At 73.0% G+C, this 13,162-nt stretch carries 11 protein-coding genes; 8 read left to right on the forward strand and 3 right to left on the reverse strand.

From position 1 onward, the window contains the following. The 4 genes from Msi02_RS41130 to Msi02_RS41145 all read left to right on the forward strand — a co-directional run. Positions 1–580, forward strand: a 580-nt coding sequence (locus Msi02_RS41130; protein ID WP_204053140.1) for a carbohydrate ABC transporter permease, incomplete at its 5' end; no start/stop codon positions are given. After that, entirely contained in the window at positions 577–1,383 is an 807-nt protein-coding gene (locus Msi02_RS41135; RefSeq protein ID WP_204053141.1) for a carbohydrate ABC transporter permease, read from the forward strand. The genes Msi02_RS41130 and Msi02_RS41135, both read left to right, overlap by 4 nt. Before the next feature lie 27 nt (positions 1,384–1,410). Beyond that, the gene (locus Msi02_RS41140; RefSeq protein WP_204053142.1) at positions 1,411–3,132 is read left to right on the forward strand and encodes an amylo-alpha-1,6-glucosidase; all 1,722 of its coding nucleotides are present in this window, start codon (positions 1,411–1,413) and stop codon (positions 3,130–3,132) included. Positions 3,133–3,262: 130 nt separating this feature from the next. Next, positions 3,263–4,771, forward strand: coding sequence for a serine/threonine-protein kinase (locus Msi02_RS41145; protein ID WP_204053143.1), 1,509 nt, complete (start codon positions 3,263–3,265; stop codon positions 4,769–4,771). Here the strand turns inward: Msi02_RS41145 and Msi02_RS41150 are convergent. Further along, entirely contained in the window at positions 4,746–5,225 is a 480-nt protein-coding gene (locus Msi02_RS41150) for an Lrp/AsnC family transcriptional regulator (RefSeq protein ID WP_079320336.1), read from the reverse strand. The genes Msi02_RS41145 and Msi02_RS41150 overlap by 26 nt on opposite strands. 163 nt (positions 5,226–5,388) lie before the next feature. On the opposite strand from Msi02_RS41150, the gene Msi02_RS41155 reads away from it, so the two are divergent. The 3 genes from Msi02_RS41155 to Msi02_RS41165 all read left to right on the forward strand — a co-directional run bounded on the left by Msi02_RS41155 (position 5,389) and on the right by Msi02_RS41165 (position 10,658). After that, a complete protein-coding gene (locus Msi02_RS41155; protein WP_239109295.1) occupies positions 5,389–8,829 on the forward strand; it encodes an indolepyruvate ferredoxin oxidoreductase family protein in 3,441 nt (1,146 codons plus the stop codon). Continuing rightward, the gene (locus Msi02_RS41160) at positions 8,826–9,965 is read left to right on the forward strand and encodes an acyl-CoA dehydrogenase family protein (protein ID WP_204053144.1); all 1,140 of its coding nucleotides are present in this window, start codon (positions 8,826–8,828) and stop codon (positions 9,963–9,965) included. Before Msi02_RS41155 ends, Msi02_RS41160 begins: the two co-directional genes overlap by 4 nt. 117 nt (positions 9,966–10,082) lie before the next feature. Further along, positions 10,083–10,658 carry an NADPH-dependent FMN reductase gene (locus tag Msi02_RS41165; RefSeq protein ID WP_239109297.1) on the forward strand — a complete coding sequence of 192 codons (576 nt, stop codon included), beginning with the start codon at positions 10,083–10,085 and terminating at the stop codon, positions 10,656–10,658. Positions 10,659–10,661: 3 nt separating this feature from the next. Here Msi02_RS41165 and Msi02_RS41170 read toward each other — a convergent pair whose 3' ends face one another. Together Msi02_RS41170 and Msi02_RS41175 are read right to left on the reverse strand one after the other, a co-directional pair. Beyond that, entirely contained in the window at positions 10,662–11,387 is a 726-nt protein-coding gene (locus tag Msi02_RS41170) for a VOC family protein (protein WP_204053146.1), read from the reverse strand. Continuing rightward, on the reverse strand, positions 11,387–12,013 hold the full coding sequence (locus tag Msi02_RS41175; RefSeq protein ID WP_204053147.1) for an HAD-IA family hydrolase: 627 nt from the start codon (positions 12,011–12,013) through the stop codon (positions 11,387–11,389). The genes Msi02_RS41170 and Msi02_RS41175 overlap by 1 nt, the downstream gene beginning before the upstream one ends. 184 nt (positions 12,014–12,197) lie before the next feature. Here Msi02_RS41175 and Msi02_RS41180 point away from each other — a divergent pair, with 184 nt between their 5' ends. Beyond that, complete coding sequence (locus Msi02_RS41180; RefSeq protein ID WP_204053148.1) at positions 12,198–13,124, forward strand: DMT family transporter; 927 nt, start codon at positions 12,198–12,200, stop codon at positions 13,122–13,124. Positions 13,125–13,162: the final 38 nt, after the last annotated feature.

Here is a 13,162-nt window from a genome sequence, read left to right on the forward strand (position 1 = left end):
GGCGACGTTGCGCGCGCTGTTCCTGGTGCCGTGGCTGCTGCCGCTGATCGTGTCCGCCTCGACGTGGTCGTGGATGCTCAACAGCGACTCCGGCGTGGTCAACGCCGCCCTGAGCTGGGTCGGCCTCGGCCCGGTGAACTGGCTGACCTCACCCGACTGGTCGCTGTGGTCGGTGACCATCGCCAACATCTGGATCGGCATCCCGTTCAACCTGGTCGTGCTCTACAGCGGCCTGCAGGCGATCCCCTCGGCCGTGTACGAGGCCGCGGCGCTGGACGGGGCCGGCGGCTGGCAGCGGTTCTGGCGGGTGACGTTCCCGCTGCTGCGGCCGGTCTCGGCGATCACCGTCCTGCTGGGGCTGGTCTACACCCTCAAGGTGTTCGACATCATCTGGATCATGACCAAGGGCGGGCCGAGCGGCTCCTCCGGCACGTTCGCCACCTGGTCCTACCGGCTCGGCTTCGGCAACCTCGTGCCCTCCTTCGGCCCCGGCGCGGCGGTCGGCAACCTGCTGATCCTCATGGCGCTGGCCTTCGGACTCGTCTACATCCGCGTGCAGCGACGGCAGGCCGCGGCATGAGGCGGCTCAACACCGCCGTGGGCCTGGCGCTGACGGCCGTGATGCTGTTCCCGGTCTACTGGATGGTCAACGTGTCGTTCACGCGGGACCAGGACATGCGCAAGTCGCCGCCGTACTGGTTCCCGGTCCACGGCACGCTGGACGGCTACCGGGCGGTGCTGGAGCGGCAGCTGCCCTACCTGGGGGTGAGCCTGGTCGTCGGGCTGGGCACCGTCGTGCTGACCCTCCTGGTCGCGGCGCCGGCCGCGTACTCGCTGGCCAAGCTGCGCCCGCGCGGCGGCGGCGTGCTGAGCTTCGTACTGCTGATCGCCCAGATGATCCCCGGGATCATCATGGCGATGGGCTTCTACGCCATCTTCCTCACCACCGGCGTGCTCAACACCGTCCCCGGGCTGATCGTGGCCGACTCCACCCTCGCGGTGCCGTTCGCCGTGCTGATCCTCACCACGTTCATGTCCGGCATTCCCGAGGAGCTGCTGCAGGCGGCCCGGGTGGACGGGGCCGGGGTGACGCGTACGTTCGTCTCGATCGTGCTGCCGGTCTCCCGTAATTCGATCATCACGGTGTCGCTGTTCGCGTTCCTGTGGGCCTGGTCGGACTTCGTCTTCGCCTCCACCCTCGACCAGGGCGGCGCCCGCCAGCCGATCACGCTCGGCATCTACCACTACATCGGCAACAACAACCAGGAGTGGAACGCCATCATGGCCACCGCCGTGGTCGCCTCCATCCCCGCCACCGTTCTGCTCATCGTCGCCCAGCGCTACGTCGCCGCAGGCGTCACGGCCGGCGCCGTCAAGGACTGAACCTCTTCGAGAAGGGACCCCCTCTTCATGACCGTCGCCGCTTCAGGCCCGGTGTTCTCCCTGCGGGAAATCCCGTTCAGCTACCGCGGCTCGTGGTTCGGCTTCTCGCCGGTGGTCGCCGAGAACACCTACGCCCGGGACGTGCATCTGGTCTCCCACCAGACCGGCATGCATCCGATCCTGCGGCTGGCGCCGTCCGCCGAGAGCGACGTCACCGCCACCCCCCACCGGCTCACCTGGAGCCGCGCCGGCGACCGGATCGACCTCGCCTACGAGAACGCCGACACGGTACGGCTGCGCGGCCGTGGCCTCGGACTGAGCCTCCTGGCCGCCGACCCCGTCCTGACCCCGTTCAGCGGCCCGTACTTCTACCAGGATCCGGCGGACGGATCGTTCGTCTTCACCGTCTACCAGACCGGGCGCCGCTATCGGGTCACGGTGCTCGCCGGGCAGGCCGAGGCGCGGGGCGTCCAGGCGCTCGGCGCCGCCGAACGGGGCGTCGTCCTGAGCGGCGAGTGGGAGGTCGCCGTCGAGGAGTACGAGACGGCTCGCGCCCCCTACACGGGCACGGCCGCCTTCGAACAGGTGGCCGAGGCGGCGCGGGCCCAGTTCGACGCGTTCACCGCGGCGGTCGCGCCCTGGCGCAGCGACCGTACGCCCGCGGCCGAGCTGGCCGCCTACGTCCTGTGGTCGGCGACCGTACGCCCGGCCGGGTTCGTCACCCGGCCCGCCGTGCTGATGTCCAAGCACTGGATGGACAAGGTGTGGAGCTGGGACCACTGCTTCAACGCCATCGCCCTCGCCGACGGCCTGCCCGGCCTGGCCTGGGACCAGTTCCGGCTGCCCTTCGACCATCAGGACGACGCCGGCGCGCTGCCCGACTCCGTCACCCACTCCGAGATCCTCTACAACTTCGTCAAGCCGCCCATCCACGGCTGGGCCCTGCGCCGCCTTCCACCGGCGGCCGAGCCGGAGGAGGTCTACCGGCTGCTGGAACGCTGGACGACCTTCTGGCTCACGGCGCGGCGCGTCCCCGGCCGTGAGCTGCCGCACTACCAGCACGGCAACGACAGCGGCTGGGACAACGCCACCACCTTCGACCCCGAACGGGTCGTCGAGACCGCCGACCTGGCCGCCTTCCTCGTCCTGCAGATGCGCGAACTGTCCCGCCGGGCCCCGGACCCCGCCGCGGCGGCCCGCTGGTCCGGCGCCGCCGACCGGATGCGCGACGCGCTGCTCGCCGAGCTGTGGACGGGGGACCGGTTCGTCGCCCGCGGCGCGCACTCGGGGCGCACCTGGTCCAGCTCCAGCCTGCTCGACCTCATGCCCATCGTGCTCGGCGACGAGCTCCCGGGGCCGGTGCACACGGCGCTCGCCGCACGCATCGCCGCGCACCTGACCGCGTTCGGACCCGCCACCGAGCACCCCGCGTCGGAGCACTACCAGGACGACGGCTACTGGCGGGGACCGATCTGGGCCCCCTCGACCGTCCTCATCGAGGACGGCCTGCGCCGCGCCGGCCACGCCGGGCTGGCCGACGAGATCAGCGCCCGCTTCCGGAGGCTGTGCGAGCGGTCCGGCTTCGCCGAGAACTTCGACGCGCGCACCGGCGAGGGGCTGCGCGACCGCGCCTACACCTGGACGGCCGGCGCCTACCTCATCCTCGCCGCCGCCCACGAACGGCGACACGAACGGCGGACGCGGACAGCGGAGACGGCAGAGTCAACACGAGCGCAGACGCGTGCATAGCCCGGCATAGCCAACGGCACACCGCCGCCGTGTACGAGTTCCGCCGATCCGGCCGTTCTCGCCCGGCCTGCCCGAGAGGATAGGTTGGCTCCCGATCATCGGTACGAGTGGCCATGAGGGGGTGCGGGACGTGGTGCCGTCCACGCTCGGCGGTCGTTACGAGCTGGAGGAGCTGATCGGCCAGGGCGGGATGGGCGAGGTCTGGCGGGGTCGCGACCTGCGGGGCCACCGTCCCGTGGCGGTGAAGATCCTCGCGCCGCAGGTCGCCGGGGTCGCCTCGCGGGAGCGCTTCGCCCGCGAGGCCCGCGCCGCCGCCCGCGTCGTCCACCCGAACGTGGTGACCGTGCTCGACGTGGGCGAGCAGGACGCGCGCCCTTACCTGGTGATGGAGCTGCTCACCGGCCGCAGCCTGGCCGCGGAGCTGCTCGACCGGGGCCGGTACGGCGTGGCGGAGGCCTGCGGCCTCATGAGCCAGGCCGCCGCGGGCCTGGACGCCGCGCACCGCGCCGGGGTCGTGCACCGGGACGTCAAACCGGCCAACCTGCACCTCACCGCGAGCGGCGTGCTCAAGGTGGTCGACTTCGGCGTCGCCCAGGTGGCGAGCGAGGCGGCACGGCTCACCATGGTGGGCACCGTCGTCGGCACCGCCGCCTACCTGGCTCCCGAGCAGATCGACGGCAGGGGCGGCGGGTCCGCCTGCGATCTCTACGCACTGGGGTGCGTCTGCTACGAGCTGCTGTGCGGGCACCCGCCGTTCACCGGATCGGCCCCGGAGCTGGTGTATCAGCACATCCACCAGGCCCCGGTGCCGCCCGGCAGGCACCGCCCCGACATCCCCGCCGAGCTGGAGCGCCTGATCATGGCGTTGCTGGCCAAGGACCCGGCCGCCCGCCCCGCCGACGCGGAGGTCGCGCGCCGGGTCCTGGCGGCCGTCGCCCTCTCCGCGGGGGAGCCCACCCGGACGGCCGTGACACCGGTGCCGCCCCCGCCGCAGGCGTCCTACACCGGCGGCGCGCGTGCGGGCGACACGGCCCTGCTCGACACCCCGCTGCTCGACGCCCCGCCGCCGGGCGTCCCGGCCGGCCGTACGGCGGGGTTGTCGCCCGAGCGGCGCACGCTCATCCGGCTCGGTGCCGCGGTGGCGGGGCTCGCCGCGGTCACGATCGGGGTGGCGGCGCTGTCCGACGGCGGCGGGCAGGCGGAACCCGCGGTCGCGGCCCAGTCGCCGTCGGCCACCCGTGCCGCGACGTCACCCACCCCGCCGAGGAAGGTCTCGCCCAGTCCGTCGCCCCGGCTGTCCAGGACACCGTTCCCCAGGGCGTCTCCCACGCCGTCCACGCGCCGCGTCTACCGGAGCTACCAGGAGTGGCTGGCGGCCTTCGACCGCGCCGTGCAGGAGCAGGAGAGCCGGGGCGGCATCGAGCCGAAGCTGGCCCGCGAGGCCCACGAGGCGATCAGGAAGACGGCCAGGGACCTGTACAGAGGCCGGGGCGGGGACAGGGGAGACAAGGCCGCGCGGCGCGTCGGCGACCTGCTCATCAAGCTCCGGAGGGCGCACCAGACGGGCAAACTCGCCGACGGCCCGCTGGTCGACTTCCTGAACGCCACCGGCCTCAGCGCGCGGGAGGACGACGACTGAGGTCCTCCACGGGCCCGACGTCGCGGGTCCACGAGCCGAGCACGAGCAGGGTCTTGGTGCCGGTCACGTCGCCGGCGCGACGCAGCCGGTCGATGACCTGCTGGAGGTGGCCGAGGTCGCGGACCCGGACGTGGATGAGCGCGTCCGGGTCGCCGGCGATGGTGAACACCTCCTGCACCTCCGGCACGTCCGTGGCGGTACGGACGATCTTGCCGACCGGGGTCGTGCCGGGATAGCGCAGTTCGGTGAACGCCTCGATGCCCCAGCCGAGCTTGGCGTAGTCGATCCTGACCGTGAAGCCCGTGATGACGCCGATCTCGCGCAGGCGGTCGACCCGCCGCTTCACCGCGGCCACCGACAGGCCGATCTCGGCGGCCATCTCGGAGAAGGTCCTGCGCCCGTCCTCGCGCAGCAGGCGCAGCAGCCGGTGGTCGATGTCGTCGATCTCCGCCATGGCACGCTCCCTCTCCAAACGGTGTCGGCGCAAGAAACAGTAGCGTCCGAGGCGTACTTTTCCTTATTCTTGCGTCTTTTCGATCGTTTCTCGCGTGATGCTTGCGCGTGCGCCCCGGATGTTGGTGTGCTGTGGGTCACCCCCCAACTCAGGAGGTACGCCCGTGTCCACGCCTCCCGTCTCGCTCGACGACAAGTACGCGGCCGAGCACGGCACCGTGCTGATCTCGGGCATCCAGGCCCTCGTACGGCTGACCCTGGAGCAGCGCCGCCTCGACGCCGAGCGTGGCCTGGACACGCGGGTCTTCGTCTCCGGATACCCCGGCTCACCGCTCGCCGGCGTCGACCTGGAGATGGCGAGGGCCGCGCGGTTCCTCAAGGAGGCCGGCGTGGTGGCCCGGCCCGGCCTCAACGAGGAGCTCGCGGCCACGGCGGTCGCGGGCACCCAGCTTCTCGCCCAGGTTCCGGGCCGCCGGCACGAGGGAGTGACCGGGTTCTGGTACGGGAAGAACCCGGGCCTCGACCGGGCCGCCGACGCGATCCGGCACGGCAACCTCGCCGGCACCGCGCCGCTCGGCGGGGCGGTGGCCTGGATCGGCGACGACCCGGGCAGCAAGTCGTCGACCGTGCCCAGCTCCTGCGAGCCGATGTGCCAGAGCCTGTCGATGCCGCTGCTCGCCCCCGGCTCCGTGGCGGAGGTCGTCGAACTCGGGCTGCACGCGGTGGCGCTGTCGCGGGCCACCGGCCTTTGGGCAGGCCTGAAGATCGTCGCCGACGTCGCCGACGCCTCCGCCACCGTCGACGTCGGCCCGCTGCGGGAGGGCATCCCGGTGCCGGACCGCGCCGACCGCGGGGCGCCGCCCACCCTGGTCGGCCCTGCCTCGCTCGAGGCCGAGCACGACATGCTCACCCGCAGGCTCGGCCTGGCCCGCGAGTACGCCCGGGCGCACGGCCTCAACCGGGTCACCCACGACGCGCCGCGGGCCACGACGGGCGTGCTCGCGTCCGGCACCTCCTACGCCGTGGTCCTGCGCGCCCTGGCCGACCTCGGCCTGGACGAGGCCGCGATGGACCACCTCGGCCTGCGGCTCATCCGGCTCGCCATGCCGTTCCCGCTCGCGTACGACGACCTCGCCGCCATGACCGCCGGGCTCGACCGGGTGCTCGTGGTCGAGGACAAGGTGCCGTTCCTGGAGGGGCACCTCAAGCAGGCGTTGTACGACACCGGGCAGCGCCCGGACGTCATCGGCCGGGAACTCCTCACGGCGCGCGGCACGCTCGGCGCCGAGGACGTGGCCGGGGCCCTCGCCACCTGCCTCGGCCCGGACCGGCTCCCCCGGCAGGCGGCCATCCTGTCGCCCGCCCCGTCCTCCGGCCGGGGGAAGCGCCGCATGCTCCCGCTGGTCGCCGCCCGCACGCCGTACTTCTGCTCGGGCTGCCCGCACAACGCCTCCACGCGCGCCTCCGACGACACGTTGGTGGGCGCGGGCATCGGCTGCCATGCCATGATCGCCTTGGACGGGAACGGACGCGGCAGGCGGGTCGGCATGACGCAGATGGGGGGCGAGGGCGCCCAGTGGTTCGGCCTGGCCCCCTTCACCTCCGACCGCCACTTCACCCAGAACCTCGGCGACGGCACCTTCCACCACTCCGGCTCGCTGGCCGTGCGCGCCGCCGTCGCGGCCGGCGTCTCGATGACGTACAAGCTGCTCTACAACGACGCCGTGGCGATGACCGGCGGGCAGCGCGCCGAGGGCCGCCTCGACGTCCCGGCGCTGACGCGGTGGCTGGCCGCCGAGGGGGTGCGCCGGGTCGTGGTCACCACGCCGGAGCCGGAGACCTACCGGGGCGTCCGGCTTGCGCCGATCGCGTCCGTACGGCACCGCGACGACCTCCCGGCCGTGGAGAAGGAGCTCGCCGCGGTCGACGGGGTGACCGTGCTGATCCACGACGACCGCTGCGCGGCCGAGGAGCGACGGCTGCGCAAGCGCGGCAAGCTGCCCGCCGCGCCGGCCAGAGTGGTGATCAACGAGCGCGTGTGCGAGGGCTGCGGCGACTGCGGGGACGTGTCCACCTGCCTGTCCGTGCAGCCGGTGGAGACCGAGTTCGGCCGCAAGACCCGCATCCACCAGGCGTCGTGCAACTCCGACCTGAGCTGCCTCAAGGGCGACTGCCCGTCGTTCCTGCTCGTCGAGCCTCGCCCGCAGCCCCCGCGTACGGTGCCCGAGCCGCCGGTGGCGCTGACCGAGCCCGTGGCGCGGTTCCCGGAGCGCTCGGTGCTGCTGCGGATGCCCGGCATCGGCGGCACCGGGGTGGTGACCGTCTCGCAGATCCTGCAGATGGCCGCCCACCTCGACGGCCTGCACGCCGCCGGCCTGGAGCAGACAGGACTGGCGCAGAAGGGCGGTCCCGTCGTCAGCGACGTGCGGATCTCCCCGCAGCCGATCACCGGCTCGGTGCGCGCCGCCCGCGGCACCGCCGACGTCCTCCTCGGCTTCGACGTGCTCGGCGCCGCCGCGGACGACACCCTCGCCGTCGCCTCGCCCGGGCGTACGGTCGCCGTCGTGAACACCGCGATCGTGCCGACGGCCGCCATGGTGACCGGCCGTGCCGCGCTCCCCGGGCCTGAGGACGCGGTCGCCCGCATCGCGGCGGCCACCGTGCCCGAGGCCGGGCTCCACCTGGACGCCGGAGCGCTGTCCGAGGCGTTGTTCGGCGACCACATGCCCGCCAACCTCGTGCTCGTCGGCGCGGCCTACCAGCACGGCTGCATCCCGATCTCGGCGGACGCGATCGAGCAGGCCATCCGCCTCAACAAGGCGGCCGTGGAGCAGAACCTCATGGCCTTCCGCTGGGGGCGCGCCGCAGTGATCGACCGCGAGGCCGTGTTCCGGGCCGCGATCCCGCAGCCGGTGGCTCCGCCGGCCCCGGTGCCGGTCGACACCGGCGCGACCGGCGAGCTGGAGGAGACGCTGGCCGTGCGCGTCGCCGACCTGACCGGCTACCAGAACGCGGCCTACGCCCGCTCGTACGAACGGGACGTGCGCCGGGTGGCCGCGCTGGCCGCAGAACGGGCGGGGGAGGAGGCCGGCGTGCGCATCGGGCTCGCGTACGCCCGGGGGCTGCACAAGCTCATGGCGTACAAGGACGAGTACGAGGTCGCCCGGCTGCACCTCGACCCGGTGGAGCGGGCCCGGCGTGAGCGGGAGTTCGGCCCCGGCGCCGCCGTGTCGGTGCTGCTGCACCCGCCGCTGCTGCGCGCGATGGGCCTGAAGCGCAAGATCAGGCTGCGCCGGTCGGCCGGCGTCGTGTTCCGCGGGCTGCGGGCCGCCCGTGTGCTGCGCGGCACCGCGTTCGACGTGTTCGGGCACGCCGCCGTCCGCCGGGTGGAGCGTACGCTGGTCGTGGAGTACCGCGAGCTGGTGAGTCGCGCGCTCGGCCGGCTCACCCCGGCGACCGTCGCGGCCGTCGTCGAGATCGCCGCCCTGCCGGACCTGATCCGGGGGTACGAGGACATCAAGCTCGCCCGTGTCGCGGAGTTCCGCGACCGCGCCGCCACCCTTCTCGCCGAGCTGAACGAGCCCGTCCTCCAGGAGTCACCGTGACCGTCGACCGTCTGCTGCCCGGCCCGGACGCCCGGGACCTCATCGAGCTGACCCGTGAGATCGCCGACAAGGAACTCGCCCGCCGCGTCGACGAGCACGAGCGCGCCGAGACCTACCCCGAGGGGCTGTTCGCCACGCTCGGCGCCGCCGGGCTGCTCGGCCTGCCCTACCCGGAGGAGTACGGCGGGGGCGGCCAGCCGTACGAGGTGTATCTCCAGGTGATCGAGGAGCTGGCCGCGCGGTGGGCCGCCGTCGCGGTCGCGGTCAGCGTGCACACCCTGGCGTGCCTGCCCCTGGCCGTGTACGGCACGCCGGAGCAGCGGGAGCGCTGGCTGTCGGACATGCTGGCCGGGCGGCTGATCGGCGGCTACAGCCTGTCGGAGCCCCAGGCCGGGTCGGACGCCGCGGCGCTGAGTTGCAAGGCCGAGAAGACCGAGGGTGGCTACCGGATCACCGGCACCAAGGCGTGGATCACCCACGGCGGCCGGGCGGACTTCTACGCGCTGTTCGCCCGCACGGACTCCGGCCCGCGCGGCGTCTCCTGCTTCCTCGCCCCGGGCGCCGCCGAGGGCCTGACCTTCGGCCGCCCGGAGGAGAAGATGGGCCTGCACGCCATCCCCACCACGACGGCCCACTGGGACGGCGTGCTGATCGACGCCGACCGCCTCATCGGCGCGGAGGGCCAGGGCCTGCCCATCGCCTTCGGCGCGCTCGACTCCGGCAGGCTGGGCATCGCCGCCTGCGCCGTCGGCCTCGCCCAGGCCGCGCTCGACGAGGCCGTCGCGTACGCCAAGGAGCGCGAGGCGTTCGGCAAGAAGATCATCGACCATCAGGGGCTCGGCTTCCTGCTCGCCGACATGGCCGCGGGTGTGGACTGCGCCCGGGCGACGTACCTCGACGCGGCCCGCCGCCGCGACGCCGGCCTGCCGTACAGCAGGCAGGCCAGCGTCGCCAAGCTGGTCGCGACCGACACCGCGATGCGGGTCACCACCGACGCGGTCCAGGTCTTCGGCGGGTACGGCTACACGCGCGAGTTCCGCGTCGAGCGTTACATGCGCGAGGCGAAGATCATGCAGATCTTCGAGGGCACCAACCAGATCCAGCGCCTCGTCATCAGCCGCCACCTCGCCCGCTGAAGTCGTCCGGGCAGGATGAGCGGCGCGTGGGAAGCCGCGCACCCCCGTCGGTGTTCTTACCGATCGCAGCGTACTGTTAGGCGCGTTATATCCGCCTATGACTGTTTTGGGGGAATTGTGGCTAAGCCGGTTCTGCAGATCGTCATCGCGAGCACCCGCCCGGGCCGGACAGGGCTGCCGGTCGCGGAGTGGTTCCACGAGCGCGCGGTGGCCCAGGACGCCTTCGAGGTCGAGCTCGTCGACCTGGCCGAGGTGAACCTGCCGTTCATGGACGAGCCCAACCACCCCCGGCTCCGGCAGTACGTCCACCAGCACACCAAGGAGTGGAGCGCGACCATCGAACGCGGCGACGCGTTCGTGTTCGTCACCCCGGAGTACAACTACGGCTTCAACGCCGTGCTCAAGAACGCCATCGACTACCTGCACCACGAGTGGCAGTACAAGCCGGTCGGCTTCGTCAGCTACGGTGGCGTCTCGGCGGGCACGCGGGCGGTGCAGATGCTCAAGCAGGTCGTCACCACGCTGAAGATGGTGCCGGTCTTCGAGGCGGTCTCCATCCCCTTCGTCGCCCAGCTCCTCGACGAGGAGGGCCGGCTGCAGCCCAACGACGTGATGAACACGGCGGCGGACACGATGGTGGCCGAACTGGCCCGGCTCGCCACCGCGCTGCGGCACCTGCGCCCCGCCGCCTGACCCTCAGGAGAGCAGCGCGCCGGTCTCCGGATCCCGCTCGGTGAGGCAGTAGATTCCGCCGGCCGGGTCGCGCATGACGATCCAGTGCCGCCCCCGCGCCACGAACGCCGCGCCGTGCCGCTCGTGCAGTACGCGAGCGGCCTCGGTGTCGGCGCAGGCCAGGTCGACATGGGCCGACCGGCCTGGACCCTCGCCGAGCCGCTGCAGGAGGATCCGCACCGGCATCCCCGGCATCGCCAGCACCGTGAACTCGGGCAGCGACCCCCGGCGCGGGGGCCACCCGGTCAGCGCCGCCCAGAACGCGACCTCCTCCTCGTACGCGCCGGGCGCGATGTCGAGGCAGACCTGGTCGAGGCGGGTGCCGGCGAACACGGGCGGCCGCCGCGCCGCCCCCTCCCACGACACCAGGCAGAACGCCCTGCCCTCGGGGGAGCGCAGCACGGCCCAGTCGCCGTGATCGGCGGCGACGTCGGCGCCGAGCGCCACCGCCTCGGCCACGGCGGTCCGGACGTCGTCCACCTCCAGATCGAGATGGGCGCCGCCACCGCCGCCCACCGCCTGGAGCTTCACGCAGGCGTCGCCGGACTCGGGTAGCAGCGTGGCGAACTCCCCGTCGTCGCCCCGGCGGGGGGACAGGCGCGTGCCGGTGACGGCGGTCCAGAACGCCGCGGCCTCCTCGAACCGTTCGCGTGGCCGGTCCACGAAGGCCAGCACCCGTCGCAACGTCATCAGGAAACCTCCTCGAACAGCGGGAGCAGCGCGCTCGCCAGGTCCGCCGGGGCGCGGTAGACGACCCCGGTCATGCCGAGCACCCGCGCCGCGTCGACGTTCTCGGCCCGGTCGTCGACGAACAGGCAGCGCTCCGGCGGCACGCCCGCGTGCCGGGCGGCGATCTCGAAGATCCTCCGGTCGGGCTTGGCCACGCCCACGTCGTAACTGCTCACGACGTGGTCGAAGGCGTCGTGAAGCTCCAGCTCGCGCAGGTGGGCGGCCAGTTCCGAGGTGGCGTTGCTGACGAGCACGACGGGGACGCGGGCGCGCGCCCGCATGAGCAGCGCGAGCACCTCCTCGTCCGCCCAGGTGCGGGCGGCCACCCAGTCGGCGGTCAGCGCGCTCGCCCGCGCGGCCGAGCCAACCAGCCCGGCGAGGACGGGAACGGCCGAGGCCAGCCACTCCTCGCGGGTCACCAGCCCGGTCAGGGCCGGGACCACCAGGGCCGACTCGCCGGTCACCCGGGCGACAGTCCCCGGTTCCACCCCGTACGCCCGCTCGATCTCCGCCTGCTGCTCGAGATCCTGAAATTTGAGTACGCCGTCGAAGTCGCACAGCACCGCGTCGAATGGTCTGATCGCCACCGTCCGAGCCTACGGTCAGGTGAGGGCGGGATGACCGCCTGGCAGGCGTCGCCTCGCGTGATCACGCGGCCGCTGCTCCCGTGGGGGGCCTCGACTTGGAGGATCGCCGAAAACATGTCGCCAGCATGAGGCCGCCGTCGCGGGGGATGGGCGGAATACATGGGAGACCCGGCAGTCGAGGGGAGTGACCGATCATGATGCCGAGGGCTCCGGGGGGCGGCGTGCCGCCGTGATCGTCACGGTGGTTCTCGGCCTGGCGGCCGCCGCCCTCCTCGGCCTGGGCTGGGTCGCGCAGCAGCACGTCGCGTACACCGAACCGCTGGGCGAGATGCTGCACGTGCGCCTGCTGTTCGACCTGGCACGCAAGCCGGTGTGGCTGGCCGGCATCGCCACGATGGTCGGCGGGCAGGTCCTCGGCGCGCTGGCCCTGCGGCGTGCCGACGTGGCCTCCGTGGAGCCGCTCCTGGCGACCAACCTCATCTTCGCCCTCACCGCGGCGGCCCTGTTCTACCAGGAGCGCCTGGGTGCGGCGGAGTGGCTGGGCGCGGTGCTGGTCAGCGGTGGCGTCGCCGCCTTCCTCCTGGCCGGGCGTCCCCACGGGGGAGGGATGCCGGCGTCGGGCTCCGTGGTGTGGATCGCCGTGCTGGCCGTGACGGGGGTGGCCGCGGGCATGGTCGCGGTGGCGCTGCGGTCACCCCTGCAGACCAAGGCGATGCTGCTCGCCGCCGCGGCGGGGGCGTTGTACGGCCTTCAGGACGCGCTGACCCGCGGTTCCCTGCTGATCCTGGCAGGGGGACCGGTGGCGCTGTTCACCTCGTGGGAGCCCTACCTGCTGCCCGTGATCGCGGCGACCGGCATCCTGCTCAACCAGAGCGCGTTCGATGCCGCGCCGCTGCGGATCTCGCTGCCCGCCACCACCGCGACGGAGCCGATCATCGGGATCGTCCTGGGGGTCGTGATCTTCGGCGAGCGCCTGCGTGTCGATCCCCCGGCTCTCGCGGGAGAGGTCGGCGGGCTGGTGGCGCTCGTTGTGGGCATCGTCATCCTCGGCCGCTCGCCGTTCCTGGCCAAGTCGGAGCAGGGGCAGCAGGCCTCGCGCGACCGCGAGTGAATGAAACGTGCACGGCATTCCCGGCCGCCTCCGCCCAC

This window comes from Microbispora siamensis, assembly GCF_016863095.1.
Lineage (GTDB): Bacteria > Actinomycetota > Actinomycetes > Streptosporangiales > Streptosporangiaceae > Microbispora > Microbispora siamensis.